The 26,028-nt window shown below is 73.0% G+C and carries 19 protein-coding genes and 1 pseudogene; 11 read left to right on the top strand and 9 right to left on the bottom strand.

Annotated features, from left to right (window positions below; all coding sequences use genetic code 11):
- Positions 1 to 426: pseudogene (locus AB0M18_RS33575) on the bottom strand (hypothetical protein); the annotation flags it as partial.
- Between the two features lie 310 nt (positions 427 to 736).
- On the bottom strand, positions 737 to 1,192 hold the full coding sequence (locus tag AB0M18_RS33570) for a hypothetical protein (protein ID WP_365764763.1): 456 nt from the start codon (positions 1,190 to 1,192) through the stop codon (positions 737 to 739).
- 15 nt (positions 1,193 to 1,207) lie between these two features.
- Here AB0M18_RS33570 and AB0M18_RS33565 point away from each other — a divergent pair, with 15 nt between their 5' ends.
- Both AB0M18_RS33565 and AB0M18_RS33560 read left to right on the top strand, forming a co-directional pair.
- A complete protein-coding gene (locus AB0M18_RS33565; protein WP_365764761.1) occupies positions 1,208 to 1,462 on the top strand; it encodes a CopG family transcriptional regulator in 255 nt (84 codons plus the stop codon).
- Positions 1,459 to 1,812 carry a VapC toxin family PIN domain ribonuclease gene (locus AB0M18_RS33560; RefSeq protein ID WP_365764759.1) on the top strand — a complete coding sequence of 118 codons (354 nt, stop codon included), beginning with the start codon at positions 1,459 to 1,461 and terminating at the stop codon, positions 1,810 to 1,812. The genes AB0M18_RS33565 and AB0M18_RS33560 overlap by 4 nt, the downstream gene beginning before the upstream one ends.
- Positions 1,813 to 1,899: 87 nt before the next feature.
- Here the strand turns inward: AB0M18_RS33560 and prfB are convergent, their stop codons facing one another.
- The 3 genes from prfB to AB0M18_RS33545 form a co-directional block, all read right to left on the bottom strand.
- Positions 1,900 to 3,012 (bottom strand): peptide chain release factor 2, encoded by a 1,113-nt coding sequence (gene prfB, locus AB0M18_RS33555; protein ID WP_365764757.1) that lies wholly within the window; start codon positions 3,010 to 3,012, stop codon positions 1,900 to 1,902.
- 162 nt (positions 3,013 to 3,174) lie between these two features.
- Positions 3,175 to 4,416 (bottom strand): serine/threonine-protein kinase, encoded by a 1,242-nt coding sequence (locus AB0M18_RS33550; protein WP_365764755.1) that lies wholly within the window; start codon positions 4,414 to 4,416, stop codon positions 3,175 to 3,177.
- A gap of 128 nt (positions 4,417 to 4,544) precedes the next feature.
- Positions 4,545 to 6,305, bottom strand: coding sequence for a serine/threonine-protein kinase (locus AB0M18_RS33545; protein ID WP_365764753.1), 1,761 nt, complete (start codon positions 6,303 to 6,305; stop codon positions 4,545 to 4,547).
- Between the two features lie 467 nt (positions 6,306 to 6,772).
- Between AB0M18_RS33545 and AB0M18_RS33540 the strand changes: the two genes are divergently transcribed.
- The 4 genes from AB0M18_RS33540 to AB0M18_RS33525 all read left to right on the top strand — a co-directional run bounded on the left by AB0M18_RS33540 (position 6,773) and on the right by AB0M18_RS33525 (position 14,169).
- Positions 6,773 to 10,240 (top strand): FHA domain-containing protein, encoded by a 3,468-nt coding sequence (locus tag AB0M18_RS33540; protein WP_365764751.1) that lies wholly within the window; start codon positions 6,773 to 6,775, stop codon positions 10,238 to 10,240.
- A 245-nt stretch (positions 10,241 to 10,485) separates the two neighbouring features.
- Entirely contained in the window at positions 10,486 to 11,850 is a 1,365-nt protein-coding gene (locus tag AB0M18_RS33535; protein ID WP_365764749.1) for an ABC transporter substrate-binding protein, read from the top strand.
- 148 nt (positions 11,851 to 11,998) lie between these two features.
- The gene (locus AB0M18_RS33530; RefSeq protein ID WP_365764784.1) at positions 11,999 to 13,249 is read left to right on the top strand and encodes a sugar ABC transporter permease; all 1,251 of its coding nucleotides are present in this window, start codon (positions 11,999 to 12,001) and stop codon (positions 13,247 to 13,249) included.
- Positions 13,246 to 14,169, top strand: a complete 924-nt coding sequence (locus tag AB0M18_RS33525; RefSeq protein WP_365764747.1) for a carbohydrate ABC transporter permease — start codon at positions 13,246 to 13,248, stop codon at positions 14,167 to 14,169. Before AB0M18_RS33530 ends, AB0M18_RS33525 begins: the two co-directional genes overlap by 4 nt.
- 30 nt (positions 14,170 to 14,199) lie before the next feature.
- On the opposite strand, the gene AB0M18_RS33520 is transcribed toward AB0M18_RS33525, so the two are convergent.
- Complete coding sequence (locus AB0M18_RS33520; RefSeq protein WP_365764745.1) at positions 14,200 to 14,814, bottom strand: TetR/AcrR family transcriptional regulator; 615 nt, start codon at positions 14,812 to 14,814, stop codon at positions 14,200 to 14,202.
- Between the two features lie 148 nt (positions 14,815 to 14,962).
- Between AB0M18_RS33520 and AB0M18_RS33515 the strand changes: the two genes are divergently transcribed.
- The 3 genes from AB0M18_RS33515 to AB0M18_RS33505 all read left to right on the top strand — a co-directional run bounded on the left by AB0M18_RS33515 (position 14,963) and on the right by AB0M18_RS33505 (position 17,954).
- The gene (locus AB0M18_RS33515) at positions 14,963 to 15,883 is read left to right on the top strand and encodes an ABC transporter permease (RefSeq protein WP_365764743.1); all 921 of its coding nucleotides are present in this window, start codon (positions 14,963 to 14,965) and stop codon (positions 15,881 to 15,883) included.
- Entirely contained in the window at positions 15,876 to 16,628 is a 753-nt protein-coding gene (locus AB0M18_RS33510) for an ABC transporter ATP-binding protein (RefSeq protein WP_365764741.1), read from the top strand. The genes AB0M18_RS33515 and AB0M18_RS33510 overlap by 8 nt, the downstream gene beginning before the upstream one ends.
- 138 nt (positions 16,629 to 16,766) lie before the next feature.
- On the top strand, positions 16,767 to 17,954 hold the full coding sequence (locus tag AB0M18_RS33505) for a glycosyltransferase 87 family protein (RefSeq protein ID WP_365764782.1): 1,188 nt from the start codon (positions 16,767 to 16,769) through the stop codon (positions 17,952 to 17,954).
- A gap of 80 nt (positions 17,955 to 18,034) precedes the next feature.
- Here the strand turns inward: AB0M18_RS33505 and AB0M18_RS33500 are convergent, their stop codons facing one another.
- Positions 18,035 to 23,041 (bottom strand): NAD-glutamate dehydrogenase, encoded by a 5,007-nt coding sequence (locus tag AB0M18_RS33500; RefSeq protein WP_365764739.1) that lies wholly within the window; start codon positions 23,039 to 23,041, stop codon positions 18,035 to 18,037.
- Between the two features lie 380 nt (positions 23,042 to 23,421).
- Here AB0M18_RS33500 and AB0M18_RS33495 point away from each other — a divergent pair, with 380 nt between their 5' ends.
- On the top strand, positions 23,422 to 23,985 hold the full coding sequence (locus AB0M18_RS33495; RefSeq protein WP_365764737.1) for a DJ-1/PfpI family protein: 564 nt from the start codon (positions 23,422 to 23,424) through the stop codon (positions 23,983 to 23,985).
- A 16-nt stretch (positions 23,986 to 24,001) separates the two neighbouring features.
- On the opposite strand, the gene AB0M18_RS33490 is transcribed toward AB0M18_RS33495, so the two are convergent.
- The gene (locus AB0M18_RS33490) at positions 24,002 to 24,676 is read right to left on the bottom strand and encodes an HAD hydrolase-like protein (RefSeq protein ID WP_365764735.1); all 675 of its coding nucleotides are present in this window, start codon (positions 24,674 to 24,676) and stop codon (positions 24,002 to 24,004) included.
- A 23-nt stretch (positions 24,677 to 24,699) separates the two neighbouring features.
- Positions 24,700 to 25,206 (bottom strand): hypothetical protein, encoded by a 507-nt coding sequence (locus AB0M18_RS33485; RefSeq protein ID WP_365764733.1) that lies wholly within the window; start codon positions 25,204 to 25,206, stop codon positions 24,700 to 24,702.
- Positions 25,207 to 25,700: 494 nt separating this feature from the next.
- Here AB0M18_RS33485 and AB0M18_RS33480 point away from each other — a divergent pair, with 494 nt between their 5' ends.
- Positions 25,701 to 26,009 carry an Rv3235 family protein gene (locus tag AB0M18_RS33480; RefSeq protein ID WP_365764780.1) on the top strand — a complete coding sequence of 103 codons (309 nt, stop codon included), beginning with the start codon at positions 25,701 to 25,703 and terminating at the stop codon, positions 26,007 to 26,009.
- Positions 26,010 to 26,028: the final 19 nt, after the last annotated feature.

The raw sequence follows: 26,028 nt of genomic DNA, 5'->3' as shown, positions 1-26,028 counted from the left end.
AGCGGTCGTCGTGCCACCGGCCGTGGTGGTGCCACCAGCGGTCGTGGTGCCCGCATCGGTACCACCAGCGGTCGTCGTGCCACCGGCCGTCGTGGTGCCACCAGCGGTCGTGGTGCCCGCATCGGTACCACCAGCGGTCGTCGTGCCACCGGCCGTCGTGGCGCCACCAGCGGTCGTGGTGCCACCAGCGGTCGTGGTGCCACCCGTGGACGTAGTACCGGCGTCAACGCCGCCCGGGCCGCCACTGCTGTCGCCGCCCTCGCCGTTGATGCCGAGGCCGACGTCGATCTTCTCGTCCGTCACCGTGATGTCGGCGTCCACGCCGACCACGGCCTGAGCGGCACCCGCGACGGTCAGCGACGCACCGGCGGCGATAACGGCACCGGCAGCGATCCGCGCGACGCGGATGCGCGTCTTCTTGGTCATCTGGCTGCTACCCCCAGTAGCTCAAATCGTCTGTAGAGCTGCGTTCGGGGCCACCGGACATCAGGGGCGTCACAAAGCACTGGACCTGCCCCCGTTCACACGCGCCCCAGATTCACGCATGCCGCATGCCACCCTTCCGAGTTTCCGAGAGCACGTCAAGGTCGTTGCGCGTGCGATGCCCGAAAGATCACCTTGTGCCCACCATGCGGGGATGCAACTGTGACGTAAACCCTGAACTCCCGGCCCCACCCGACCAGTTCCCATGTCGACAAAGCGCCAGAACTGCCAACACACCGCTTGCGCCCGCGAATCAACCGAAGGAACAAGCACTGCCCTCGGCCAGGAACTCGTCACGGTCCATCACCTTGTTCTTCTCGCCACCGTCCGCGACAAGAACATCATCCGGACCGAGCTCCTCCACATCATTGAGGGTGAAGAAGATTCCACCGTTAAGAGCCCGGTCTCCCACCCGCCCCATGGACCCGGCCCTGTACGGGACCCCACTGGCCAAGAAGGTGAGCGACGCCTCGTCGGTGCGCCACCCCGTGGTGAGCTCGGTGCGCGCGCCCACGACCTCGACGCGCTCCCCGGTCTCGGCCGCCTCGGCGAGAGCCCGCTGTTCCTCGGTCGCCGAACCGCCCACGGCGGGCGGTGTGGCTGCCCGCGAGGCGCTCGCGGCAGCGGCGGGCAGGCCCGTCCAGGCCAGCGTTCCTACGACGATCGCGGCAATCGTTCTTCGAAAGCATGTCAGGTGCACCATCGACATACATCACCTCAACACATGTCCATGAAGCGCACGAACGTATACGCCGACCCGGAAGACCTCGCCATCATCAAGGAGGCGGCCAAGCGCCGCGGCATCGGCGAGGCGGAGATCATCCGGCAGGGCATCCACCTCGCCGCCATGGCCAACCGGGTCTGGGACGAGCCGCTCTTCTCGCGGACCTTCGAGGGGCCGGGACGAACGCTCTCCAAGGACGAGGTGCGGGATGTGGTCGCCGACGGCGTCACCCACGGGTCGGGAAGCGCCGCGTGATCATCGTCATCGCCGACACGTCCGGCCTGCTCGCGGAGCTCGACCACGTGGCGACCCGAGAGCTCGGCCGGGCGGCGGCGATCAGCGCGATCGACGACATCCGGCACTGGATGAGACGCGGACGCGTCATCGTTCCGGAGGTCTCCGAGGATCATCTGGGGGCCGCACAGTCCCTGCGGGCGCGTTACGCGGGGCTGAATCTGAACCTCGCCGATGCCGTGAACGTCGCGCTCGCCGCCGACTACGACACCGACGCGATCCTCGCCCTGGACCGTCGCGACTTCCGCGCGGTACGCCCGCCGGGCCGGCACAAGGCGTTCCGGGTCCTTCCCGACGATCTTCCGCTGTGAGACCTCCCCTGCGAGGCGGGAAAAGCCTCGGGCCCCACGCGTGACGTCACGAGTGGGGCCCGCTGCCTGAGGAGTCAGGGAGTGGTGCTACTGCACCTGCTCCTGCTGCTTGCGCCAGCGGATGCCCGCCTCCAGGAAGCCGTCGATCTCGCCGTCCAGGACGGACTGCGGGTTGCCGACCTCGAACTCGGTGCGGAGGTCCTTGACCATCTGGTAGGGGTGCAGCACGTACGAACGCATCTGGTTGCCCCAGGAGCTGCCGCCGTCGCCCTTGAGGGCATCCATCTTGGCGCGCTCCTCCTGGCGCTGGCGCTCCAGGAGCTTCGCCTGGAGGACGTTCATCGCGCTCGCCTTGTTCTGGATCTGGGAGCGCTCGTTCTGGCAGGAGACCACGATGCCGGTCGGGATGTGCGTGATGCGCACCGCCGAGTCGGTGGTGTTGACGCCCTGGCCGCCGGGGCCCGACGCCCGGTAGACGTCGATGCGCAGGTCCGACTCGTCGATGTCGACGTGGTCGGACTGCTCGACGACCGGGAGGATCTCGACGCCCGCGAAGGAGGTCTGGCGGCGGCCCTGGTTGTCGAAGGGCGAGATGCGCACCAGGCGGTGCGTGCCCTGCTCGACGGAGAGGGTGCCGTAGGCGTACGGGGCCTTGACCACGAAGGTGGTCGACTTGATGCCGGCCTCTTCCGCGTACGAGGTCTCGTAGATCTCCGTGCCGTAGCCGTGGCGCTCGGCCCAGCGCAGGTACATGCGCTGAAGGCGCTCGGCGAAGTCGGAGGCGTCGACGCCGCCCGCCTCCGCGCGGATGTTGACCAGCGCCTCGCGCTCGTCGTACTCGCCGGAGAGGAGGGTGCGGACCTCCATCTCGTCCAGGGCCTTGCGGACCGACGCGAGCTCGGTCTCGGCCTCGACCCGGGTGTCCGGGTCGTCCATCTCCTCGGCCAGCTCGAAGAGGACCGCGAGGTCGTCGATGCGGCCGCGCAGCGCCTCGGTCTTGCGGACCTCGGCCTGGAGGCGCGAGAGCCGGCTCGTGATCTTCTGCGCCGCCTCCGGGTCGTCCCACAGGGACGGGGCCGCGGCCTGCTCTTCGAGCACGGCGATGTCTGCCCTCATCTTCTCGAGGTCCAGGACGGCCTCGATCGACCCCATGGTCGAGGAGAGGGACTTCAGCTCTTCGGATACATCGACGACTGCCACGCGTCCAGCGTAACGGCTCCGCGCCCCGACCCGGACTCTCCCGGTGCCAGTCCGTCGGATCGGGGGCGGTCGGGCGGCCGCCTCGCGGGCCTGGGGCCTGTCCGGCGGATCAGGGCCGCACCAGAGGTCGGTGGACCCGGCCGAGATTCCGGAAGAGACGGCCTAAGGCTGCTGCGACTGTTCCGAGTCCTGCGGCGGGGCGTCCTCGCCGGCCGAGGCCGCGACGTAGCCGCCGGCGCCCAGTGCGCCGGCGAGGACGACCGCGGCGATCGTGAGGGTGATGCGGCGCTTGCGGACGGCGTCCGCCTTGTGGCGGGCCGAGCCGGGGCGGCGGGCGCTCGCGGAGCGCGGGGCGCGGGCGGTGCCGAGGGGGCCGCCAGAGAGCTCGTCGGGGCCGGGGACCCGCATGGAGGTGTGGGTGTCGCGGTTGGAGTCGGTGGAGGCGCCCGGCACCAGGGGGACGGCTGCCCGGCGCGGGGACGGCTCGCCGCCGCCCGTACCGCCGTTCGTCGCGTACGGCTCCACCTCCGGCTCGGCCGCCGGGTCCGCGTCCGGCTCGTCCACGTCGAGCGGCGGGATGCCCTTGAGCATCGGCAGCACGTCCCGCAGCCGGCTGCCGAGCTCGGAGGCGCGCAGCCGGGAGGCGGGGGCCTTGGCGAGGCACTGGACGATCAGCTGCCACAGCTCCTCGGGGATGCCGGGGAGCGGGACGACGGTCTCGGTGACGTGGCGGCGCAGGACGGCGCCGGGGTGGCCGCCGCCGAACGGCGTGAAGCCCGCCAGCAGCTCGTAGAGGACCGTCGCGAGGGCGTAGATGTCGACGGCGGCGCGGGGCGGCAGGCCCTCGACGATCTCGGGGGCGAGGTAGTCGGGGGTGCCGATGATCCGGGTGGCCTTGGTGCGGCCGGGGGTGTCGATGAGCTTCGCGACGCCGAAGTCGGTGAGGAGGGCGGGGTGGGCGCCGCCGGGGCCGAGCGGGCCCTCCATGTCGAGCAGGATGTTCTCGGGCTTGACGTCGCGGTGCACGACACCGGCCTTGTGGGCGGCGGCGAGACCGTCGGCGACGTCGGCGATGATCGCGACGGCGGCCTCGGGCGCGAGCCGGCGCTCGCGGTCGAGGCGGGTGCGCAGATCGGTGCCGCGGACCAGGTCCATGACCAGCGCGAGGTCGTTGCCGTCGACGACGAGGTCGCGGACGGAGACGACGTGCGGGTGGTCGAGCCCGAGCAGCGCGGTGCGCTCCTGGACGAAACGGCCGACAAGTTCCTGGTCGGAGGCGAGGTCCTCGCGCAGCAGCTTGATGGCGACGGGGCCCTCGGGGCCCTCGCCGAGCCACACCGTGCCCGCGCTGCCCCGCCCGAGGATCTGGTGGGCCGTGTAGCGGCTGCCGATATTCCGTGCCAAGACTGCTCCCTCAGCGGCTGCGGTTCGCGTCAAAGTTACGCGTCCGAGGGCATCGACCGGCACTTCCGAGAGGAAATCACCCCTCGGAAGTCGACAAATCGACGCCCCGACCGTCCGCCGGGGCCCTCCTACTGCCCGCTACCGCCGGTAGCACCGCTGCCTCCGCCGCTGCTGCCCGTGCTGTCGCCGAGCGAGGAGACCCAGTCGGTGAAGGAGGTGATCGCGTCACCGATCGTCTCCCAGTAGCCCTTGCCCTGGGCGACCCAGTCCTGGAGCGGGGTCAGCTCCCAGACGAGCCAGCCGGCGACCACGAAGAGCACGATCGTGAACAGACAGCCCTTGAGGCAGCCGAGGCCCGGGATGCGCATGGGGTTCGCGCTGCGCTGACGCGGCGGACGCGGCTCACGCGGGACCGGGGCGGGCGCCGGAGCCTGCGGGGGCGGCTGCGGCGGCGTGTAGGCCTGCTGCGGCGGCTGGGGAGCGTATTGCTGGGGCGCGTACGGCTGGGGCTGGGGCTGGCGCGGCTGCTGGGGCTGCGGGTAGCCCTGCGGAGGCCGCTGCGGCTGCTGGTACGGCGCCTGCTGCCCGTACCCCTGCCCCTGCGGAGGCTGCGGCTGCGCCCGGCGCTGCGGGCGCCGTCGCAGCGGGTCCTCGCTCGGGTCGAGGTACTGCACCTGGGTCTGCTCGTTGCGGTCGCGGAGCGCGCCGAGCTGGGTCTGCCAGGGGTGCGGGTCCTCCGGCCGCGGACCGGGCGGGTCCTGCGGTACGGGGGGCATGACCGCGGTCGGGTCGGCGGCGCCCGCACCGGCGGTGGGCAGCATCGCCGTCGGGTCGGCGGCGCCGGCCGGGCCGCTGGTGGGCAGCACGCTGGTCGGCGCGGCCGGGTCGTACGCGCCCGCCGGGGCGGCGGAACCGGCCGGCAGCACCTGGGTGGCGCCCGCCGGGTCCACGCCCGGGATCTGCGGGACGGGCGCGGGCGCCGGGTCGGGGGCGAGCAGCGCGCCGACGCCGTCGGCGGCCTCGATCTGGGCCGGGGTGGCGTGCACGCCGATGCCGGCGGCGACGGTCCGCAGGCCGCGGGCGAGGTTCTCGGCGCTGGGCCGCCCCGCCGGGTCCTTGCTGAGGCAGCGCTCTATCACCGTCCACAGCGGGCCGGGCACCGTGGACGGGCGGCGCGGCTCCTCGCTGAGGTGCCGGTGCAGGACCTCCAGGGCGGTGCCGCCGGCGAACGGCGGACGGCCGGTGACCAGCTCGTACAGCAGGATTCCGGCGCCGTAGACGTCGACGGCGGAGGTCTGCGGGCGGCCCTCGGCGGACTCCGGGGCGACGTACGCGGGCGTGCCGACGAACTCGTGGGTGCGGGTCAGGCCCGGGGAGTCGGCGAGGCGCGCGATGCCGAAGTCGGTGAGCATCGGGTGCATGCCGCCGTCCTGCTCGGCGAGCAGCACGTTGGCGGGCTTGAGGTCGCGGTGCACGACGCCGTCGGCGTGGCTGGCGGCGAGCGCGTCGGCGATCTGCGCGGTGAGCAGCGCGGCGGCGACCGGGGTGAGCGGGCCGTTCTCGCGGATGTAGCGGTGCAGGTCGGGGCCCTCGACGAGGTCCATGACGAGGGCGAGGACATCGCCCTCCACGACCAGGTCGCGGGTGCGCACGATGTTGGGGTGGGTGAGCCGCAGCAGCACGGACCGTTCGCGCAGGAAGCGCATCACGATGTCCGCGTCGTTGGCCAGCTCCTCCTTGAGGACCTTGATCGCGACGGTCTCGCCGGGCTGGCCCGCCACCGCCGCCTCTGCGCCGGCCGTCTCCCGCTGGCGGGCTCGCCAGACGGTGCCCGTGGCGCCGCGGCCGAGCGGCTCCTCGAGCAGGTACTTGCTGCCGATAGGCCGCACGTCACGCGCTCCCTGCTGATCGTGGTCCTGGGGTCGTCCGTCGAAGTGTCCCCGGGGTCCCTGTGTGTTCTGTGACCCGTCCGGGTGTCCGACCCACTTTAGGGCCTCTCCGGTGCCGCCGAACGTGTCATCGATCGTTCGAGAAGCGTCCGGGGGACGGCCGATTCCGGTGCCGTACGTGTCCGAAAAGAAGACGTCCGGAACGCGGCCGGGGTTGCCGTAAGTGCTGCGAGCCATACGCAATCAGGCGAAATAGCGTCCCTCGACGACCGGACAAGATCATTTGGAGGCGACCCGGGGGCGGGGTGTCAGTGGCAGGTGCGAGGATGCGTACAGCACGTCGTGTCGGGGTCGGGAGCCCCGGCCCCGTGCCGACCTGTACCGGACGACGCGTCCGCGCCGGGTGGGGGGAGCGAGCGGTCCTGTCCCCTGCCGGGCGCGCCGCGCAGAAGGGACCGCTGACGGCGATGCAGATCCGGCTGACCGTCCTCGCGCCGCACGCCGGCCACGGCGCGGGCCGCGCCTGCGACGTGCTCGTCACCGCGCCCGCGGGGACCGAGCTGGCCGCCGTGGCCTCCTCGCTCGCCGCGGCCGTCTCCGGCCCCGACACGTCCTCCTCCGGCACCACCGTGCTGTACGCGGGCGAGCGTCGGCTCGACACCCGCCGCTGTCTGCTCGGCGAGCCGCCGCTGGTCGACGGGGCGGTGCTCTCCCTCCAGGTGCCTGGCCCGGACGAGGTCATGGGCGAGGGCGCCCCGGCCCGGCTGCACGTGGTGGCGGGACCGGACGCCGGCGGAGTGCATCTGCTGCACGGCGGGGCGAACGGCGGAGCGATCAGAATCGGCCGTTCTGTGGACGCGGACGTTCCGCTCGACGACCCGGACGTCTCGCGGGTCCACTGCACCGTGACGGTCGGCCCGGACGGCCGGGTCACGGTCACCGACCAGGGCTCCACCAACGGCACGACCCTCGACGGCGCCCCGGTCGGCCCCCGGCCCGTCCGCTTCCCGCCCGGCGGCACCCTCCGGGTGGGCGAGTCCGCCCTGCGCCTGTCCTCCGGCGGTACGCGTACGGAATCGGGTACGGGTACGGGCGTCGGCTCGGGCGCGGGCGCGGGTACGGAGCCCGGCGCCGCGCCCGGCGCGGACGACGTCCGGCTGCCGACCGTCCCCGACGGCGAGGGGCACCTGCGGGTGGCCCTGCGCGCCCCGGAGGCCGCGTACGGCGCCGCCCCTGGCGGCGGTAGGGGCGGGCAGGGCGCGGGCCCCGCTCCGTACGCGCCCGTGGCGGACGAGGGCCACGGCCCGGCGGCCGACCACGAGCCCGGCGCCTCCCACGGCAACGGCCAGGGCCACGGACACGCGCGCGTGGAGGAGCCCGACGAGTCCGACGGCGAGGTCGAGTCCCACAGCAGGACCCGGCAGACCCGCCGCCGCGGCCTCGGCGCCTGGGCCCGGCGGCTCGCGGGCGGCCGGGACGAGGACCGGGACGGCGAGTACGGCGTGGCTCCGGTGCCCGCCTTCGCCGGCGGCGCACGCCCCGGTCCCGCGCCCGAAGGCGGCGGAGCCGCCCTGCCCTCCCCGGACAGCTGGCCGGATCCCGCCGCGATACTGCTCACCGCCCTCGGCCCCGGCCCGCGCCTGTGGGAGCGGGGCCCCGGCCACCCCGAGGCCCTGGTGGTCCGGCTCGGCACCACCGACCGCGCCGACCTGTGCGGCGTGCCCGTCACCGTCGGGCTGCGCGAGGCGGGCTCGCTCGGCCTCGCCGGGCCCGCGCCCCGGCTCGGCGGCCTGGCCCGTTCCGTGGTCGCCCAGCTGGCCGCCCTGCACTCCCCCGCCGACCTGGAGATCGTCCTCGTCAGCGCCGACCGCAACCGGCCCCTGGAGGAGCGGCGCCGGGACTGGGCGTGGCTCGGCTGGCTGCCGCACACCCGCCCGGCGCACGGCCAGGACTGCCGGCTGCTCCTCGCGTACGACCGCGAGCAGGCGCACGCCCGGTTCACCGAGCTGACCCGGCGGCTCGACGACGGGCCGCTCGGCCCCGGCTGGCCCAGCGCCGACCGGGCCGCCGTGGCGGAGGCCGCCGCGCGTCACGAGGGCCCCGCGACCGTCGTGATCGTCGACGGCGACCCGGGCTCCGCCGCGCTCCGCGAGACCGCGGCGCGGCTCGCCGGGGCCGGACCCGCCGCCGGCATCCATCTGCTCTGCCTCGCCGAGGCGCCCGCCGCCTCCCCGGCCTCCCCGGTCGCCGCCACCTACGAGTCGGCCTGCGCCGCGTCCCTCGCCTTCCGCGAGTGCGGTGCGGCCGCCCTGCTCAGCGGCGACGTGGCGACCGCGCTGCGGCTGCTGCGCACGGCGGGCGGGCGGGCCGCCGGACACGGCACGGTCGGCGTGGTCGACGCGGTGTCCGTGGCCTGGGCCGAGCGTTTCGGCCGCGCCCTCGCCCCCTTGCGTACGGAGACGGCCGCGGGCGGCGGACCGGGCCGGGCGGCCGCCGCGCTGCCCCTGTCGGCCCGCCTGCTCGACGAGCTGGGCCTCGCCCGGGCCACCCCCGCCTCCCTGATGGCCCGCTGGGCCTCCGCCGCCGACGGCACCGCCGTCCTGGGTGCGGGGCCGCGCGGGCCGGTCGCCGTCGACCTCACCCAGGAGGGCCCGCACCTCCTCATCGAGGGCCCGGCGGGCAGCGGCCGCACCGAGCTCCTCCGCTCGGTCGCCGCGTCCCTCGCCGCCGGGGCCCGCCCCGACCGCCTCGGGATCCTCCTCGTCGACGGCGCGGGCGGCGACCGCGGCGAGGGCCTGGCGGCCTGCACGGAGCTGCCGCACGTCACCGAGCACCTGGTGGCCTCCGACCCGGTCCGGATGCGGGAGTTCGCCCAGGCGCTCGGCGCCGAGCTGAAGCGCCGCGCCGAACTCCTCGGCGACACCCACTTCGCCGACCGCCGCTCGGCCCGGCTGATCGGCCAGCGCTCCCCGAGCGCGGCCGAATCCGTCCCGCCGGCCGCCGGCCGGGCCACCGCCCGCATCCCGGACGCCCGCTCGGGCACGGACCTCCTCGGCGACCGCCCCAGCGGACGCACCCTGCGCACCGCGCCCGACGGCGCGATCGGCGACGTCCCGAGCAGCCGCAGCCACCGCACGGCGCCGCGCGAGGTGTACGACCAGCAGGCCGACACCACCACGTACCGCACGCCGCCGCCGGGCGCGGACCTGCTGGGCGACCGCCCGAGCGGACGCCTCCCGCGTACGAGCTCCGGCGACCGCACTCCACCGCCCGGCGCCGACCTGCTCGGCGACCGGCCCAGCAGCCGCACGCTGCGGCTGACCGCCGACAGCCTGCTCGGGGACACGCCGAGCGGCCGCACCGAACCGGCGCGCGGCGGTCCGGCCGCCGAGGGGGCGGGCGCGCTGCCGCGGCTCGTGGTCCTCGTGGACGACTTCGACGCCCTGGTCGCGCCCGCGCTCGGCGCGCCGGGCCGGCCGGCGGCCGGGTCCGTGGTGCGGGCCCTGGAGGCGGTCGCGCGCAACGGGGCGCGGCTCGGGGTGCACCTGGTGGCGGCCTCGGCCCGCCCGGACCGCACGGCGGACACGGAGCTGGCCCACGGCGCGCGGCTGCGGATCGTCCTGGACCCGCCGCCCGCGGCCCCCGGCCCGGACGAGCCCCGGCCGGGCCGCGGCCGGCTCGGTCACCCGGACGGCCGGGTGACCCCGTTCCAGACCGGCCGCGTCACGGGACGCATCCCCCGCACGGCCACCCTGCGCCCGACGGTCGTCCCCCTGGAATGGGACCGCATGGGCGACCCGCCCACCCGCCGCCCGGTCCGCGAACTCGGCAACGGCCCCACGGACCTGGCCCTCCTCGCCAGCGCCCTGGACCGCGCGGCCCGCTCGGTGGACGCGACCCCGGTACCGCCGCTGGTGTCCCCGACGCCGGCCTGAGGGACGGGGTCCTCCGGACGGGAGCGGGGGACGTGCCACCGGAACGGCCCCCGCGCACCCACCCACCACAGCGGCCCGACCCCCGCCCCACCGCCCCTCCAGCCCACCCCCGTACCGCACTTGACGCCACGTCACGAGCCGATCACGATCCCGCTCCCCACCCCGAAGGCGGCCTTGCGGGCCTCCGGCGCCGCGCGTAGACCTGAGGGCACGGGACCGGAAGACGCGGGAGAGGCGGGGCTCGGATGCGTGACGGCAGAACTCTTCGACTCGGTGTGGTGGCGGCGGTCGCCGTGCTCGCGGCGGCCGGTTGCGGCGGCGGAGGCGACGGCGGTGACAGCGGTGACGGTCCGGCCAAGACCGCGCCCGGCACCAGCGCGCCCGGGGTCTCGTTACCCTCCCTCAAGGGGGAGAAGATCGCGGTCGCCGCCGTCTGGACGGGGCCCGAGCAGGCGAACTTCACCAAGGTCCTGAAGGAGTTCGAGAAGCGCACCGGCGCGACCGTCACCTTCGTGCCCGCCCAGGACCCGATCGTGAACTTCCTCGGGACGAAGATAGCCGGCGGGTCGCCGCCCGACGTGGCGATGCTGCCGCAGGTCGGCGCGATCCAGCAGGCCGCCGCGCAGAAGTGGCTCAAGCCGCTCGGGCCGGAGGCCAAGGCCCAGCTGACGGCGAACTACTCGAAGGGCTGGCAGGGCCTCGGCGCGGTCGACGGCACCTCGTACGGGGTGTACTTCAAGGCCGCCAACAAGTCCCTGGTCTGGTACAACACCGCCGCCTTCGAGGACGCCGGCGTGAGCGAGCCGAAGACCTGGAAGGACTTCCTCGCGACCGCGGAGACGATCTCCGCCTCCGGTGTCGCGCCGGTGTCGGTCGGCGGCGCGGACGGCTGGACGCTCACCGACTGGTTCGAGAACATCTACCTCTCCCAGGCCGGTCCGGAGAAGTACGACCGGCTCGCGAAGCACACCATCACCTGGACCGACCCGTCGGTCGCCCAGGCGCTGACCACGCTCGGCGAGCTGTTCGGCAAGCAGAACCTGATCGCGGGCGGCGCGGACGGCGCCCTGCAGACCGAGTTCCCGATGTCCGTCACCCAGACCTTCACGGGCGGCGACCAGGGCAGGACCGCGATGGTCTTCGAGGGCGACTTCTCGGCGGTGAACATCGCCGAGACCGGCGCCAAGATCGGCACGGACGCGAAGGTGTTCCCGTTCCCGGCGGTCGGCGACGGCAAGGCGCCCGTGGTGACCGGCGGCGACGCGGCGGTGGCCCTGAAGGACACCAAGGGCGCGCAGGCGCTGCTGACCTTCCTCGCCTCGCCGGACGCGGCGAGGATCTGGGCGGCCGAGGGGGGCTTCCTGTCGCCCAACAAGGCGCTCGACCCGGCCGCCTACCCGAACGAGGTGCAGCGGACGATCGCGAAGGCGCTGATCGACTCGGGCGACGCCTTCCGCTTCGACATGTCGGACCAGATGCCGCAGTCGTTCGGCGGCACGCCCGGCAAGGGCGAGTGGAAGGCGCTCCAGGACTTCCTGAAGAACCCGAAGGACGTGGCGGGGACGCAGGCCCGTCTTGAGGCCGACGCGGCCAAGGCGTACAAGGGCTGATCCGGTGGACACGCCCCCCGGATCCGCCACCCCCACCCCCACGCCCACCGCCGAACCCGCCCGGCCCGACCGGTCCGACCAGGCGGCCGGGGCCACCCGGCCCGGCCGTCCCGCCCGCTCCCGTCACACCACCGTCGCCGCCCTCTTCCTGCTCCCGGCCCTCGTCCTCCTCGGCGCGCTGGTCGTCTACCCCATCGGGTACTCCCTCCAGCGCTCCCTCTTCGACCGGTCCGGCGACTCCTTCGCGGGCCTGGACAACTACCTCACCCTCTTCACGGACGACGCGATCCGCACCGCCCTGCGCAACAACCTGATCTGGGTGGTGCTCGCGCCGACCGTGGCCACGGCGCTCGGGCTGGTCTTCGCGGTGCTCACCGAACGGGTCCGCTGGGGCACGGCGTTCAAGCTGGTCGTCTTCATGCCGATGGCGATCTCGATGCTCGCCGCCGGAATCATCTTCCGGCTGGTGTACGAGCAGGACCCGGACCGCGGGGTCGCCAACGCGGTCTGGGTCGGGGTGCACGACACCTTCGCCGAGGCATCCGTCTTCCCGCGCGCCCGCCCCCTTCCGGTGCACCCGCTGAAGGCGGCGGGCGACGGCGCGTACGAGACGAAGTCCCCGGTCCGTGCGGGCGAGGTGGCCCGGCTCCCGCTGGTCGGCGTGGCGCCGGCGCAGATGCCGGAGGGCGCCCGCCCGGCCCGTACCCCCGCGCCCGGGATCAAGGACACGATCGAAGGCGTCGCGTGGCTGGACTTCACCCGGGGCGGCGGCGGGCGGCCGAACACCGTCGATCCGAAGGAGCTCGGGCTCAAGGGACTGCGCGTCGAGGCGGTGAAGGACGGCAGGGTGGTGGCCCGGGCGACGGCCGCCGCCGACGGCGGCTTCACCCTCGACGCCGCCGCCGAAGGGGCCGTCCTGCGGCTGCCCGCGAGCAACTTCCGCGAGCAGTACAACGGGGTCTCGTGGCTGGGCCCGCACCTCGTCACCCCGGCGATCATCGGCAGTTACGTGTGGATGTGGGCCGGGTTCGCGATGGTGCTGATCGCCGCCGGGCTCGCCGGGCTGCCGCGCGACGTCCTGGAGGCGGCCCGGGTCGACGGGGCGAACGAGTGGCAGGTGTTCCGGCGGATCACCGTGCCGCTGCTCGCGCCGGTGCTCGGCGTCGTCCTGGTCACCTTGATGATCAACGTCCTCAAGGTCTTCGACCTGGTCTTCATCATCGCGCCGGGCTCGGCGCAGGACGACGCGAACGTGCTCGCGCTCCAGCTCTACCGCTCGTCCTTCGGGACGGACGCGGACCTCGGGGTGGGTTCGGCGATCGCCGTGGTGCTGCTGTTGCTCGTGCTGCCGGTGATGGCCGTGAACATCCGCCGTATGCGAAGGGAGAGCCGCCGATGAGCGGCGTGAGCAGCACGAACAGCACGAGCAGCAGCGCAAGCACGGGCGGCGGCCGTCCCGGCGGCCGGAGTACCGGCCTTGCCGCGCGGCTCGCCGCCCGCGCCGCCGGCGGCGCGCTGCGCGTCCTCCTGGTCCTGGTCGCGCTGTTCTGGCTGATGCCGACGGTCGGGCTGCTGCTCTCCTCGCTCCGTTCGCCCTCCGACATCTCGTCGAGCGGCTGGTGGCAGGTGTTCACCGCACCGGCGCAGCTGACCACCGAGAACTACCGGGACCTTCTCTCCGACGACGCGATCACGGGCTCCCTCGTCTCCACGGTGCTCATCACCGTCCCGGCGACCCTCCTCGTGATCGTGATCGGCGCCTTCGCCGGCTACGCCTTCGCGTGGCTGGACTTCCCGGGCCGGGACTGGTGGTTCCTGCTCGTCGTGGCGCTGCTCGTGGTGCCGGTGCAGGTGGCGCTCGTGCCGGTGTCGAAGCTGTTCGGCGCGGTGGGGATCTTCGAGACGACGCTGGGCGTGGTGCTCTTCCACACGGCCTTCGGCCTGCCCTTCGCGATCTTCCTGCTCCGGAACTTCTTCGCGGAGATCCCGCGTGAGCTCCTTGAGGCCGCGCGGCTCGACGGGGCGGGCGAACTGCGTCTGTTCACCCGGGTGGTGCTGCCGCTCGGCGGCCCGGCGGTCGCCTCGCTCGGCATCTTCCAGTTCCTGTGGGTGTGGAACGACATGCTGGTGGCGCTGATCTTCGCGGACGCACAGTCGCCGCCGATCACGGTGGCGCTGCAGCAGCAGGTGCGGCAGTTCGGCAACAACGTCGACGTGCTCGCGCCGGGCGCGTTCGTGTCGATGGTGATCCCGCTGCTCGTCTTCTTCGCGTTCCAGCGGCAGTTCGTGAACGGGGTGATGGCGGGCGCGGTGAAGTAGCCCGCACCGAAGGCCACAGGAAGAGACGCGTCACGCGGTGAGCGCGGCCACCGCCGAGCGCGCCAGGTCGTCGAGGTAGCCCTTCGGCGGCTCGGTACGCACCACGACGAGCCGCCAGTAGAGCGGGCCCATCACGAGGTCCAGGGCGCGGTCCGGGTCGGCGTCGGCCGGCAGTTCGCCGCGCTCGACGGCGGCGCGGACGACCTGGGCGACGACGCCCTGCTGCGGGTCGAGCAGGGCGGCCTTCAGGCTGTCGGCGATCTCCGGGTGCCGGGCCGCCTCGACGAGGAGGTCCGGGATGACCTGCGAGGCCACGGGGTGGCGCAGGGCGTGCGCGGCGAGCTCCAGGAGGGCGCGGACGTCGCCGTGCAGCGAGCCGGTGGCCGGGGCGGGCATGCCCTGCACGGCGACGGCGCCGACCAGGTCGAGCACGAGCGAGAGCTTGGACTTCCAGCGCCGGTAGACGGCGGTCTTGCCGACCCCGGCGCGACGGGCGATGCCCTCGATGGACATGCGGGCGAAGCCGACCGCGGCCAGTTCCTCGAAGACGGCGGCGCGGATGGCCTCGGTGACGTCCTCCCGGAGCACGGCGGCTCCCGCGGGGGCGCGGCGAGGGGTTCCCGAGGATCCGGTGGGTGGCGTCATGCCCAGGATCTTATCCAGCGGTTACGGAACGAGCTCGTGACGACGAAACGGTAGCGTTCCGACGTTGACATGCTCCGACCTCACGTCCTAGCCTCCACGTAGCGACGATACGGACCCGTTCCATCGAAGGCTCATCGAAGGCGATCCCGTGACGACCCTCCACGCCCCCACCCTCCAGAAACCGCCCGCGCCCCCGACCTCCGAGGAGCTGCGCGCCCTCGCGCTGCGCCACGGGCTGACGGTGAGCGGCGCGCGCCCCTCCCTCCCCGCGTACGTCCGGCAGCTGTGGTCCCGGCGGGACTTCATCACCGCCTTCGCGACGGCCAGGCTGACCGCGCAGTACAGCCAGGCCCGGCTCGGCCAGGTCTGGCAGGTGGTGACCCCGCTGCTCAACGCGGCCGTCTACTACGCGATCTTCGGCGTCCTGATGGACGTGCAGCACGGCATCCCGGACTACGTGCCGTTCCTGCTCACCGGCGTCTTCGTGTGGACCTTCACCTCACAGACGCTGTTGGTCGGCACCCGCGCCATCAGCGGCAACCTCGGCCTGGTCAGGGCGCTGCACTTCCCGCGGGCCAGTCTGCCGATCGCGCTCGCGCTGCAGCAGCTCCAGCAGCTGGTCTTCTCACTCGGCGCGCTGGTCGTGATCCTGTTCTGCTTCGGCGAGTTCCCGCGCCCGAGCTGGCTGCTCGCGATCCCGGCGCTGACCCTGCAGGCGCTGTTCAGCACCGGGCTCGCCCTGGTGACGGCCCGGCTCGCGGCCCGTACCCCGGACATCGCGCAGCTGATGCCGTTCCTGCTGCGCACCTGGATGTACGCCTCCGGGGTGATGTGGTCCATCGCCCGCCTCACCGAGGGCCGTGGCCTGCCGCACGCGGTGGTCCTGCTGCTCCAGGCCAACCCGGCCGCCGTCTACATCGACCTGATGCGCTTCGCGCTGGTGGAGAGCTTCACCGCCGACCTGCTGCCGCCGCACGTGTGGGCGCTGGCGGCCGGCTGGGCGCTGCTCGCCTTCGCGGGCGGCTTCGCCTACTTCTGGAAGGCAGAGGAGACCTACGGCCGTGGCTGACCACGCGAAACCCGGCCCCCGCACCCCCACCGTCGTCGCCGACGGCGTCCACATCACGTACACCGAGCGCAGCGGCCCCCGCGGCACCCGCACGGTCCACGCGGTCAAGGGCGTCAGCTTCGCCGCGTACCGGGGCGAGGCGATCGGCCTGATCGGTTCGAACGGTTCGGGGAAGTCGACCCTCCTGAAGGCGGTCGCAGGACTCCTGCCGACCAGCGCGGGCCGGATCTACACCCGGGGCCGGCCCGCGCTGCTCGGGGTCGACGCGGCCCTCATGGGCGATCTGACCGGCGAGCGGAACGTGATCCTCGGCGGGCTCGCCATGGGCATGAGCCGCAAGGAGATCACCGCCCGGTACGCCGACATCGTCGACTTCTCGGGGATCAACGACAAGGGCGAGGACGCCGTCTCGCGCCCGATGCGGACCTACTCCTCCGGCATGGGCGCCCGGCTCCGCTTCGCCATCGCCGCCGCCCGCAGCCATGACGTACTCCTCATCGACGAGGCCCTGGCCACCGGCGACGCGGCCTTCCGGCGCCGCAGCCAGAAGCGGATCGACGAGCTGCGCGCCGAGGCGGGCACGGTCTTCCTGGTCAGCCACTCGAACGCGACCATCACGCAGACCTGCGACCGGGCGCTGTGGCTGGAGGCGGGCGTGCTGCTGATGGACGGCCCGGCGAAGGACGTGGTGGCGGCGTACGAAGGACGCGCGGACACCTCACCGCAACGGCCCCCAAGAACGTAACAAAAGGGATATAGCGCACTACAGTGCGGTGGGGTGACGATCGACCCGCCCTCGCCCGACCCCGCCCGCACCAGCCCCGCGCCACCCACCCTCACCCGCTCCCCCTTCGAGTCGGAGACCTTCACCTCCGCCACCTTCGTGACCGTGGGGCGCGGCCCGCTGCTCGCCCTCGCCGCCGTCTGGCTGCTCACCCGGGCCGGGACGCTGCTGCTCCTGATCCGCGACGACCTCGGCATCGGCGGCGTGGGCAGCGAGGTGTACCTCCTCTACCGGCACTGGTACGGCCAGTTCGCGCAGGGCACCTTCCCGCCCGGCGACGTCACCTGGCAGTACCCGCCCGGCGCGGGCCTTGTCATCATGGCGCCCGGAGCGCTGCCCTGGCTGAGCTACTTCCAGGCCTTCGTCGCCCTCGCGCTGCTCGCCGACGCCGTCGTCACCGGCGCGCTCGCCCGCGCCGACCGCGCCCGGCTCACCCACGGAGCCTGGTATTGGGCGCTCGGCCTGCCGCTGCTCCTGCACATCCCGCTCGCCCGTTACGACGTGCAGACCACCGCCCTCGCCGTCCTCGCCCTGCTCGCCCTCACGGCCCGGCCGACCGCCGCCCACCGGATCGGCGGCGTGCTCGCCGGACTCGGCGCGATGGTCAAGGTCTGGCCGGCGCTCGCGCTGATCGGCACCCCGCGCGGCCGCACCACCCGCGAGGCCTGGACCTCCGCCGCCGTCACCGCGGTGACCCTGCTCGCCGCACTCGCCCTGCTCTTCGCCGAGCCCCTCGGCTTCCTGCGCCAGCAGGGCGACCGGGGCGTGCAGATCGAGTCCCTCGGCGGCACCGGCCTGGCCCTCGCCCGGGCCACCGGACTGTGGCCCGGCAGCGTCCAGTTCCGCTTCGGCGCCTTCGAGTACGTCGGCCCGTACGTCTCCACCATCGGGCACCTGGCCCTGTTCCTGACCGCCGCCGCCTTCATCTGGCTGGTGTTCTGGCGCATCCGGGCCCTCCGCTGGACCCCGGCCACCCCGCTCGACGCGGCCCTCGCCGCCGTTCTGCTCTTCACCGTCACCAGCCGGGTGATCAGCCCCCAGTACCTGATCTGGCTGCTCGGTCTGGCCGCCGTCTGCCTGACCTCACGGGCCACCGTCATGCGCCCGGTCGCCCTGCTGCTCCTGCCGGCCGCCGCGCTCAGCGCCCTCGCGTACCCCGTCCTGTACGAGGACGTCGTCGTCGGCAGTTGGCTCGGCATCGCCGTGATGACGGCCCGCAACGCCCTGCTGCTCGCGGCGGCGGTGCTCGCCGCACGGCGCCTGTGGACGTCCACGGTGACCTCGTAGCCGTACCCACGCCGTACGAGAAGAGGGGCGCCCCCGCCGGTCACGCAGACCGACGGGGGCGCCCCTTCCCGCAAGCGGGACTAGCTGTGCGTACGGAGCAGGGTGCGCATCGTCCGCATCGCGACCGACAGGTTCGCCAGGTCGAAGGCGTCCGAGCCCTGGATCTCCTCCAGGGTCGTGCGCGCGCGGCCCAGGATCGCCGCGTTCTTCTCCTCCCAGTCCTTGAACCGCTCCTCCGGGATGGAGGTGCCGTTGCCGGCCGACAGGACGTCGGCGGTGAGCCCGGCGTGCGCGGCGAACAGGTCCTCGCGGATGGAGGCGCGGGCCATGGACTGCCAGCGGTCGTTGCGCGGCAGCTCGATGATCCGGTCCATCAGGTCGGAGATCCGCAGCCGGTCGGCCAGGTCGTAGTAGACCTCGGCGACCGCCAGCGGGTCCTTGCCGGTGCGGTCCGCGATCGCGACGATGTCGAGCGTCGGGAAGGCGGAGGAGAACCCGGCCACGCGCAGCGCCAGCTCCTCCGGGACGCCGACACCGGTCAGCTCGTCCAGGATCGACTGGTACCACTCCAGGTCCGAGCCGCGCAGCAGCTGCGGCAGCTTCTCCCAGACCTGCTCGACCCGCTCCGCGAAGAACTCGATGGTCTCGCCGATCTGGAGCGGCTGCGGCCGGTTGTTGAGCAGCCAGCGGGTGCCGCGCTCGACGAGCCGGCGCGAGTGCAGACGCATCCGGGTCTGGAACTCGGCGGCCACCTTGTTGTCGAGGTCCTCGACGGCGTCCCAGACCTCGCCCAGGCGGAAGATCGCGCGGGCCGCGGTCTGCGCGCGCACGATCTCCTCGATCGACGCGCCGGTCTCCTCGCGGAGGCGGTGCAGGAAGGTCGAGCCACCGGTGTTGACGGTGTCGTTGACCAGGACCGTCGTGATGATCTCCCGGCGCAGCGGGTGGGTGTCGACGGCCTCGGCGAAGGTGTCGCGCAGCTGCGTCGGGAAGTAGGCGTGCAGCAGCCCGCGCAGGTACGGGTCGTCCGGCAGATCGGTGCCGATCAGCTCGTCGGCCGCGGTGATCTTCGTGTACGCGAGGAGAACGGCCAGCTCCGGCTGGGACAGGCCCCTGGCGTTGTTGAGCAGGTCCCGGATCTGCCGGTCGTTGGGCAGGAACTCCAGCGAGCGGTCGAGCGCCCCGTCGCGGCCGAGCCGGCGCATGAAGCGCTGGTGGGCGTGGAGCAGGGACGGCGACTGGGCGACGGCGTTGGCCAGGGCGGTGTTCTGCGCGTAGTTGTTGCGCAGCACCAGCGCGCCGACCTCGTCCGTCATCTCGGCGAGGATCTTGTTGCGCTGCTTGAGGGTCATGTCGCCCTCGGCGACCAGACCGTTGAGCAGGATCTTGATGTTGACCTCGTGGTCGGAGGTGTCCACGCCGGCGCTGTTGTCGATGGCGTCGGTGTTGATCTTGCCGCCCTCGCCGGCCGGTCCGCCGGAGCGGGCGAACTCGATGCGGCCCAGCTGGGTCGCGCCGAGGTTGCCGCCCTCGCCGACGACCTTGGCGCGCACGTCCTGGCCGTCGACGCGGATGGCGTCGTTGGCCTTGTCGCCGACGTCGGGGTTGGACTCGACGCTCGACTTCACGTACGTGCCGATGCCGCCGTTCCACAGCAGGTCGACGGGCGACTGCAGGATCGACTTCATCAGCTCGGCCGGGGTCAGCTTGGTGATCCCGTCCTCGATGCCGAGGGCGGCCCGCATCTGCGCGTTGACCGGGATGGACTTGGCGGTACGCGGGTGGATGCCGCCGCCGGCGGACAGCAGCTCCGTGTTGTAGTCCGCCCACGAGGAGCGCGGCAGGTCGAAGAGCCGGCGGCGCTCGGCGTACGAGGTGGCCGCGTCCGGGTTCGGGTCGATGAAGATGTGCCGGTGGTCGAAGGCCGCGACGAGGCGGATGTGCTCGGAGAGCAGCATGCCGTTGCCGAAGACGTCGCCGGACATGTCGCCGACGCCGACCACGGTGAAGTCCTCGGTCTGGGTGTCGTGGCCCAGCTCGCGGAAGTGCCGCTTGACCGACTCCCAGGCGCCGCGGGCGGTGATGCCCATGCCCTTGTGGTCGTAGCCGGCGGAGCCGCCGGAGGCGAAGGCGTCGCCCAGCCAGAAGCCGTAGTCCTGGGCCACGCCGTTGGCGATGTCGGAGAAGGTCGCGGTGCCCTTGTCGGCGGCGACGACCAGGTAGGTGTCGTCCTCGTCGTGGCGGACCACGTCCGCCGGGGGCACGACCTCGCCGGCCACCAGGTTGTCGGTGATGTCGAGGAGCGCGGAGATGAAGGTCTTGTACGAGGCGATGCCCTCGGCCAGCCACGCGTCGCGGTCCACGGACGGGTCCGGGAGCTGCTTGGCGACGAAGCCGCCCTTGGCGCCGACCGGCACGATGACGGTGTTCTTCACCATCTGCGCCTTGACCAGGCCGAGGATCTCGGTACGGAAGTCCTCACGGCGGTCGGACCAGCGCAGGCCGCCTCGGGCGACCTTGCCGAAGCGCAGGTGGACGCCCTCGACGCGCGGCGAGTACACCCAGATCTCGAAGGCCGGGCGCGGCGCCGGCAGGTCCGGGATGGCCTGCGGGTCGAACTTCATCGACACGTACGGGTGCGGCCGCCCGTTCTCCGCCTTCTGGCCCCTCTTGTCGCTTCCCTCGCTGACGCTCTGGAAGAAGTTCGTGCGGAGCGTGGCCTTGATGACGGTGAGGAAGGAACGCAGGATGCGGTCCTCGTCCAGGCTCGCGACCTGGTCCAGGGCGCCGTCCAGCTCCTCCAGGAGTCCGTCGATCAGCTCGGTGCCGGCGCGCTGCCGCTCCGGCGCCATCCGGGCCTCGAAGAGGTTGACCAGGAGACGGGTGGTGTGGACGTTGTTACGGAGGGTGTCCTCCATGTAGTCCTGGCTGAAGGTCGAACCGGCCTGGCGCAGGTACTTGGCGTAGGCGCGCAGCACCATCGCCTCGCGCCAGGTCAGCCCGGCGGACAGCACCAGCGAGTTGAAGCCGTCGTTCTCGGCCTCGCCGGTCCAGGTGGCGGCGAAGGCCTCCTGGAAGCGCTCGCGGGCGTCGTCGCCGAGGTAGTCGCCGTTGCCGCTGGGCGTGGGCATCCGCAGGCCGAAGTCGTAGACCCAGGCGTGGGTGCGGTCGGCGCAGCGCAGCTCGTAGGGGCGCTCGTCGGTGACCTCGACGCCGAGCCGGTTGAGCACCGGCAGGACGGCGGACAGGGAGATCTGCTCGCCGGTCTTGTAGATCTTGAAGCGGCGCTCGCCGGAGCCGGACGCGACCGGCTCGTAGAGGGAGAGCGCGAAGTCCTTCTCGCTGTCGGCCAGGGCCTCCAGGTGCTGGAGGTCGGCGACGGCGGCGCGCGGCGAGTGGTCGGCCTTGTAGCCCTCGGGGAAGGCGTTGCCGTAGCGGCGGAGCAGCTCGGCGGCGCGCTCCTCGCCGCACTCGGCGTTGAGCGCCTCGGCGAAGCCGTCGGCCCAGGAGCGGGTGGCGTCGGCGAGCCGGGACTCGATGCGGTCGACGTCGGCCTCGGTGAGCTTGGCGAGGACGGTGCCGGGCTCGACGCGGATGACGAAGTGCAGCCGGGACAGGATCGACTCGGTGTTCCAGGCCGTGAAGTCGACGCTGGTGCCGTTCAGCTCCTCCTTGAGGAGGTCGATGATCCGCAGCCGGACGCGGGTGGTGTAGCGGTCGCGCGGCAGGTAGACGAGGGCCGAGTAGTAGCGGCCGTACTCGTCCTGGCGCAGGTAGAGCCGCAGTCGGCGGCGCTCCTGCAGGTACAGGACGCTGGTGACGATGGAGCGCAGCTCGTCGACCGGGGTCTGGAAGAGCTCGTCGCGCGGGTAGGTCTCCAGGATCTGGAGCAGGTCGCGGCCGTCGTGGCTGCTCGGCGAGAAGCCGGCGCCCTCCAGGACCTCCTGGACCTTGCGCTTGATGACCGGGACGCGGCGCACGGACTCGGTGTACGCGGCCGAGGAGAAGAGGCCGAGGAAGCGGCGCTCGCCGATGACGTTGCCGTCGGCGTCGAACTTCTTCACGCCCACGTAGTCGAGGTACGAGGGGCGGTGCACGGTCGAGCGGCTGTTGGCCTTCGTCAGGATCAGCAGCTTGTGCTCGCGGGCCTTGGCGCGGGCGTCGGCGGGCAGCCGGCTGAAGGACGGGGAGACCGGGTGGGCGTGGTTGTCCTCGCCGCTGTGGTGCGGGTCGGAGCGCAGGATGCCGAGGCCGGTGCCGGGCACGGCGGCCAGGGCGTCGCCGTTGACCAGCTCGTACTCGCGGTAGCCGAGGAAGGTGAAGTGGTCCTCGGAGAGCCAGCGGAGCAGCTCGCGGGCCTCCTCGACCTCGGTCGGGCGCAGGTCGGAGGCGGTGGGCTCGTCGGGCAGGCCGTCGGCGAGCCGCAGCGCGGCCTCGCGCATCTTCTCCCAGTCCTCGACGGCCTCGCGGACGTCGGACAGGACGCGCAGCAGGTCGCTGGTGATCTGCTTGAGGTCGGCCTTGTCGGTCTCGCGGTCGATCTCGACGTGGATCCAGGACTCGACCAGGGCGTCGTGCGGCAGCTCGCGCTTGGCCTTCCCGGCCTTGGACTCGGGCTCCTTGGCGAGCACCTCGATGAGCTTGCCCGTGACATCGCGGCGGACCAGGACCTGCGGGTGGATGACCACGTGGATGCCGCGGCCCACGCGGGACAGCTCGTTGGTCACGGAGTCGACGAGGAAGGGCATGTCGTCGGTGACGACCTCGACGACGGAGTGGCTGGAGGTCCAGCCGTTCTCCTCGACCGTCGGGGTGTGCACGCGGACGTTCGCGGTGCCCTGCGGGCGGTTCTCGGCCAGCCGGTAGTGCGAGAGCGCGGCGCCGAAGACGTCGACGGGGTCGCGGTCCGTCAGGTCCTCGGGCGCGGTGTGCAGGTAGTAGCGCTGGAGGTAGTCGAGCACGGTCGCGTGGTCCGGACGCTTCCCGTCGGGCCCTGTCGGAAGTCGCCCCCCGACCGGGCTGTTCTCAGCTACCCGGGCGGCCCGATCGAGCAGCTCGGCCTTGGCTTCGTCCAGCTTGGTCTGCATGTCCTCTGACTCCTGTCGCGCGCCGTTGCGTGACGTCGGTGGAAGAAAGGGCACAACGCCACGACGCGGTGGTACCGGTCGGAAGAGACGTTATGCCGCGATGAGAGATGTCCGGGCGCTTCTCGGCCACCGGACGGGGGATCTCGGCGAACGCACCGTCGGCCCGGCGCCTGTGGCGAACCGGGCGGATGCCGGGGGCTGCGCTGCCCCCTCGGCGTATCGCGCTGATCACGGGAAAAGCCTATCGCTGTTGACCCCCCGGCCGTCATGAGCCTTATGTGTACAAAAGAGGGGCGCGAAGTTTGACACTGTGGACAGCGACGAATGTTTCGACGGGGCACACACCGACATCAGAGATCTGGACAGACCTGGGAGTCGCCATGGCAAGGATCTTGATCGTGACCGGGGACGCGGCGGAGTCGCTGGAGGTGATGTACCCCTACCAGCGGCTGCTCGAAGAGGGGTACGAGGTCGACATCGCGGCCCCCTCCCGCAAGCAGCTCCGCTTCGTGGTCCACGACTTCGAACCGGGCTACGACACGTACACCGAGAAGCCCGGCTACACCTGGCCCGCCGACCTGGCCTTCTCGGAGGTCGACCCGGGCGACTACGCGGCGGTGGTGATCCCGGGCGGCCGGGCGCCGGAGTACCTGCGCAACGACCCGGAGCTCCGCAAGATCCTCAAGTCCTTCTTCGACGCCGACAAGCCGGTCGCCCAGATCTGCCACGGCCCGCTCCTGACGGCCGCCCTGGGCTCCCTGGAGGGCCGCCGCGTGACGGCGTACCCCGCCCTCGAACTGGACATGCAGGCGGCCGGCGCGAGCTTCCAGGACACGACGGCGGTGGTCGACGGCAAGCTGGTGTCGTCCCGGGCCTGGCCGGACCACCCGACGTGGATGCGGGAGTTCCTGAAGGTGCTGCGGGAGTCGGGGGTGGAGGCCTAGGTGGCGTAGGCCGGGGCTAGACGATCTCGTCGGCGACGGCGACGGCCTCGGTGAGCGAGTCGACGACGGGCACGCCGGCCCGCTCCAGGCTGCGGCGGCTGTGCGAGCCGCCGGTGTAGAGGACCGCCTTGGCGCCCACGTGCAGGGCCGCCACGGCGTCGTCCGCGGCGTCGCCGATGACGACGATCCGCTCGGCCGGCATCTCCAGGGCGGCCAGGTGCCGGACCATGTGCCCGGACTTGCCGTCCGTGGAGCTGCCGACGCGCCCGTCCATCCGTACGAAGTGCTCGGCGATGCCGTGGCGCCGCACGAGCGGGACCAGGTGCTCGTGCGGCGCGAGCGACAGCAGCGACTGCGTGAAGCCGGAGGCCCGGCGCGCCGCGAGCAGCTCCGCGGCGCCCGTGGTGAGCCCGCAGCCCTCGGCGCGCTCCCAGTAGTGCCGGTGGAAGGCGTCGTCCATCAGCGTCCACTCGTCGTCGGTGGGCAGCCGGCCCATGAGCCGCTCGTAGAACTTCGGAACGGGCACCGTGTAGAGCTCGCGGTACCGCTCCAGGGTGATCGGTTCGAGGCCGAGCTCGGCGAAGGCCGCGTTCGTCGCGCCGATGACCGCGCCGATGTCGTCGAGCAGCGTGCCGTTCCAGTCCCAGACCAGATGCCTGCCGTGTGCGCCGTGTGTGCCGTGCTTCCCCATGGGAAGCCACGGTACCGGCCCGGTCAGCCCAGCAGTCCGGGGATTTCCTGCACCCCGTACCAGAGCAGCTCGTGGTCCTCGGCCCCGTCCACGACGAACTGCGCGTCGTCGTCGCCCTGATCGGCCGCTCCGAGCGCGGCCGCCGCGGCGGCGACGTCCGTCTCGGCGTCGTCGGCGTCGGCGTGGACGGCCGCGGCCTTCCCCATGGGCACGGCCCGCGCGATCCGCACCTCCCCGAGCGCCCCGGGGTCGAGGCCCCGGTCCGGGTCCACGACGGCGTCCTTGTCGGCCACGTCCACCGCCACGACCACCCGTCGCCGCGCCGCCTGCGGGTCCCCCGCGATCAGCCGCAACGACGCGGCCGCGGCCCGGCTCAGCGCCGCGTACTCCAGCTCCTCGATGTCATCCGACACGTACCACTCCCGCAGCGCGGGCGTCACCCCGTACGCCACCACGGGCCCGGGCCCCAGCTCACCGCCCTTGTACGCCTGTGCGAGCCCGGAAAGGGTCAGAGGTACGTACACACGCATGGCAGCCGCTTTCATAGTCGGAATCGCCCTCAGGATACGTGCGGGGCGGCGTTCCGGGGGGCGGAGGGCTGCCTTCCGGCCCCCGCCCGGACGCCCGGCACGTCCCCGTTCGGGGGGTCCCCGCATCCACCCGCCCGGGTGATCCGGCCGCGCCCACAGAGGCCCCGCGACGGGCCGCCGGCCGTGCGATACCGGGCCCGTCACCCTGATAGGTGAAGCCCGCCGCGCGGCCACCGATCCACCGGCCACGCTTGCCCGGCGCCCCGCCCGGCCCGTACAAGATCCCCAACGGAAGTTACCGACAGGTATCGGTCGGTGACCCATCGCGACGGACGGGGATCCGCATGACCACCGAGACGGACACGCAGCCACAGCCGCGCCCCCACCCCCGGCAGCGGCCCCGCCCGGCGACCCGGCGGCCGGCCGGACCCGCCGGGACGCGGCCGCGGGGGCGGGCGGGCGCGGGGCCCGTGCTGCGGGTGCCGCCGCACGTGATGTTCGCGGAGCGGCTGCTCGCCGTGCTGAGCGGGGAGCGGCCGGTGCACTGGATGCTCGGGTTCACCGTCGGGGAGGCGTACGAGCAGCTGGTGCGGCTCGCGCCCGCCACGCCGTTGCGGTCGGCGACCGGACCGCGGCCGGTGGTGCGGCGCTGCACCGCCCGGCAGCCGGGGCACCGGGAGGCCGTGGAGGCCTGCGCCACGATCGCGACCGGGGAACGGGTACGGGCCATGGCCTTCCGCCTTGAGCGCGGCCGCGACCTCCGCTGGCGCTGCGCCGCCGTCGAGCTCGACGGACTGGCGTGAACGACCGGCGTGAACGCGT

This window comes from Streptomyces sp. NPDC051909 (genome assembly GCF_040681095.1).
Taxonomy (GTDB): domain Bacteria; phylum Actinomycetota; class Actinomycetes; order Streptomycetales; family Streptomycetaceae; genus Streptomyces.
This window is presented reverse-complemented; position numbering and strand designations above follow the sequence as displayed.

Bases quoted from the DNA above. Each gene is read 5' to 3' on its own strand.
- AB0M18_RS33495 (WP_365764737.1), top strand. From the start codon at position 23,422: ATGGCAAGGATCTTGATCGTGACCGGGGACGCGGCGGAGTCGCTGGAG.
- AB0M18_RS33535 (WP_365764749.1), top strand. From the start codon at position 10,486: ATGCGTGACGGCAGAACTCTTCGACTCGGTGTGGTGGCGGCGGTCGCC.
- AB0M18_RS33500 (WP_365764739.1), bottom strand. From the start codon at position 23,041: ATGCAGACCAAGCTGGACGAAGCCAAGGCCGAGCTGCTCGATCGGGCC.
- AB0M18_RS33540 (WP_365764751.1), top strand. From the start codon at position 6,773: ATGCAGATCCGGCTGACCGTCCTCGCGCCGCACGCCGGCCACGGCGCG.
- AB0M18_RS33525 (WP_365764747.1), top strand. From the start codon at position 13,246: ATGAGCGGCGTGAGCAGCACGAACAGCACGAGCAGCAGCGCAAGCACG.
- AB0M18_RS33490 (WP_365764735.1), bottom strand. From the start codon at position 24,676: ATGGGGAAGCACGGCACACACGGCGCACACGGCAGGCATCTGGTCTGG.
- AB0M18_RS33520 (WP_365764745.1), bottom strand. From the start codon at position 14,814: ATGACGCCACCCACCGGATCCTCGGGAACCCCTCGCCGCGCCCCCGCG.
- AB0M18_RS33480 (WP_365764780.1), top strand. From the start codon at position 25,701: ATGTTCGCGGAGCGGCTGCTCGCCGTGCTGAGCGGGGAGCGGCCGGTG.
- AB0M18_RS33570 (WP_365764763.1), bottom strand. From the start codon at position 1,192: ATGTCGATGGTGCACCTGACATGCTTTCGAAGAACGATTGCCGCGATC.
- AB0M18_RS33565 (WP_365764761.1), top strand. From the start codon at position 1,208: ATGTCCATGAAGCGCACGAACGTATACGCCGACCCGGAAGACCTCGCC.
- AB0M18_RS33485 (WP_365764733.1), bottom strand. From the start codon at position 25,206: ATGCGTGTGTACGTACCTCTGACCCTTTCCGGGCTCGCACAGGCGTAC.